Genomic DNA, 2300 nt, shown 5'->3' on the forward strand with positions numbered 1-2300 from the left:
GGTCGAGGTATCGGATCAGGTCATGATCCTGTCGAACACGGATGGGCTCAGCCTCGTTTTCAAGGCGCTCGAGCAATAAGCGAAACGAGCCGGGCGCGTGCATCCGGCAGCGGACGATCCCCCAGACCCCGGGCGAGATGTGCGCTCATGAAATGTCCTGTCGTCGCCAGTGCCGTTACGATCTCGGCGTTGTCGGCAGCGCCCTCGCCGCGCAAAACGTCCGGCAGGGGCAACAGGCGGCTGGCCCATTCGCCTGCCCCCGAACGGGATACCGCGCGCCCGGTCCGGGGCGAGATATAGACAAGGTCATCGCGCTGCCCGGTAACGGCGCAGGTGTCGAGGTCGAGCGCGTATCCCATTTCCGCCAGCAGGGCGACTTCCCACTGCAGATAGGCCAGCGGCCAGAGGTCATCCTGCCCCAACAGGTCCAGCAGTGCCTGCGACCGGCGATAGAGGGGCGGATGGGCTTCGCGCTCGGGCAGGCAAAAGGACAGCAGCGCCGTCACCGCGTTCAGCCCCGCGAGTGACAGCCGCCCGCTCATGGCGGTGGCCGCCCGGCTGCGCAGCGGCTCGACGGTAAAGGCACCGATGTGCTCTTCGAGCCGGGCGCGCCACGTGACGTCGATCTGGGCGCCCGGCTGCAGGATCGGCGCGATCCTGCGGCTTGTCCCGCCACGTACAACGCCCGCGTGGCGGCCCTGCGCTTCGGTGAAAACCTCGATGATGGTCGATGTCTCGCCATGGCGGCGCGCATTCAGCAGGATGCCTTCACCGCGCCATTCGATCATGCGAGCCCATCCTCCGCCAGCAGATGCCGGCCCGCGCGATCCTCGACTTCGATCACCCAGAGGTCAGGATCGAAACCGCGCTGACGGTCAATCGCCGCGTCCACGTCAGGTTCCGACCCGCTGGATAGCTCCATCCAGCGGCGATCCCCCGACTGCAGGTCAAAGGACCGATGAAAGACAGTGGCCGAGCCGTCCAGCGTGCTCAGCTTCACCAGAACGGCACCGCCCGTGTCGTCCCCATGAGCCACGACGAAAGCGGGGATGTCATGCAGCCGCAACCGGGTGAGGTAGGCGTCCACCCAGAACCGCGCCGTCAGCCGCGCCATGTCAGCCCCCGACTGTCCTCAGGCATTGCCGTCCTTAAAGTCGAGCCCCATCTCGCTGTAGCGCTCGGCCTCATCCAGCCAATTGGGCCGCACCTTGACCTGCAGGAAGAGATGCACCCGACGCCCGAGAAACGTCTCAAGTTCTTCCCGCGCGGCCTTGCCCACGGCCTTGATCGTTTCACCCTTGTTGCCAAGAACGATCCCCTTGTGACCGTCCCGCACGACGTAGATCAACTGTTCGATCCGGGCAGAACCGTCCTTGCGTTCTTCCCAGCTCTCGGTTTCCACGGTCAGCTGGTAGGGCAGCTCCTGATGCAGTCGCAGGGTCAGCTTTTCGCGCGTTATCTCGGCCGCGATCATACGCATGGGCAGATCCGCGATCTGATCTTCCGGGTAGAGCCACGGCCCTTCCGGGACTTCGCCTGCAAGCCAATGGCGCAGCGTGTCCACCCCATGCCCCTTCTCGGCAGAGATCATGAAGGTTTCGACGAAATCGAACCGCGAATTGAGATCCTTGCTCAGCCCAAGCAACACGGGAGCCTCGACCCGGTCGATCTTGTTGATGGCCAGCGCCACCCGCCGCCCCTGTGCAACTTCTCCCAGTCCTTCGAGGATACGCTCGACCCCTTCCGTCACCCCGCGGTGCGCTTCGACGAGCAAAACGACCACATCGGCATCCGCCGCGCCGCTCCACGCCGCTGCGACCATTGCGCGATCGAGCCTGCGGCGGGGCTGGAAGAGCCCGGGCGTATCCACAAAGACGATCTGGCTGTCACCTTCCATCGCCACACCGCGGATGCGCGCGCGCGTTGTCTGCACCTTGTGGGTCACGATACTGACTTTCGCCCCGACCATGCGGTTCAGGAGGGTCGATTTCCCTGCGTTCGGCTCTCCGATCAGGGCGACGAATCCGGCACGGGTGGTCATTGGTCGATCTCCAGTTTCGACAAGAGGGCAGCAGCTGCCGCCTGTTCCGCCGCCCGTTTGGACGGAGCGGTGGCCTCAGCCTCCTGCCCATCGTTCAGGCGGGCGGCAATGGTGAAGACCGGGGCATGATCCGGTCCGCTGCGGGCGGTTTCCGTATAGGCCGGGGGCGGCAGGCCGCGCGCCTGTGCCCATTCCTGCAAGGCGGTCTTGGCATCCCTTGCGTCGGCTTCGACCGTTTCGACCCGACGGCCCCAAAGGC

The 2300-nt window shown here is 65.3% G+C and carries 4 protein-coding genes; all 4 read right to left on the minus strand.

Annotation, left to right across the window (positions count from 1 at the left end):
- Nucleotides 1–59: 59 nt before the first annotated feature.
- Nucleotides 60–785 carry a DNA repair protein RecO gene (gene recO / locus A3764_RS11960; RefSeq protein WP_067924985.1) on the minus strand — a complete coding sequence of 242 codons (726 nt, stop codon included), beginning with the start codon at nucleotides 783–785 and terminating at the stop codon, nucleotides 60–62.
- Nucleotides 785–1114 (minus strand): DUF1491 family protein, encoded by a 330-nt coding sequence (locus A3764_RS11965; protein ID WP_067924963.1) that lies wholly within the window; start codon nucleotides 1112–1114, stop codon nucleotides 785–787. Before A3764_RS11965 ends, recO begins: the two co-directional genes overlap by 1 nt.
- Nucleotides 1115–1132: 18 nt before the next feature.
- Nucleotides 1133–2041, minus strand: a complete 909-nt coding sequence (gene era, locus A3764_RS11970; protein WP_067924965.1) for a GTPase Era — start codon at nucleotides 2039–2041, stop codon at nucleotides 1133–1135.
- Nucleotides 2038–2300 (minus strand): putative dsRNA-binding protein (locus A3764_RS11975; protein WP_236628182.1); only part of this gene is annotated, 263 nt, incomplete at its 5' end. The genes era and A3764_RS11975, both read right to left, overlap by 4 nt.

Source organism: Sulfitobacter sp. HI0129 (genome assembly GCF_001635395.1).
Classification (GTDB): Bacteria; Pseudomonadota; Alphaproteobacteria; order Rhodobacterales; family Rhodobacteraceae; genus Sulfitobacter.

What these genes read in the sequence shown, in the direction of transcription:
- A3764_RS11965 (WP_067924963.1), bottom strand. Translation starts at nt 1,114, where the DNA reads ATGGCGCGGCTGACGGCGCGGTTCTGGGTGGACGCCTACCTCACCCGG.
- era (WP_067924965.1), bottom strand. Translation starts at nt 2,041, where the DNA reads ATGACCACCCGTGCCGGATTCGTCGCCCTGATCGGAGAGCCGAACGCA.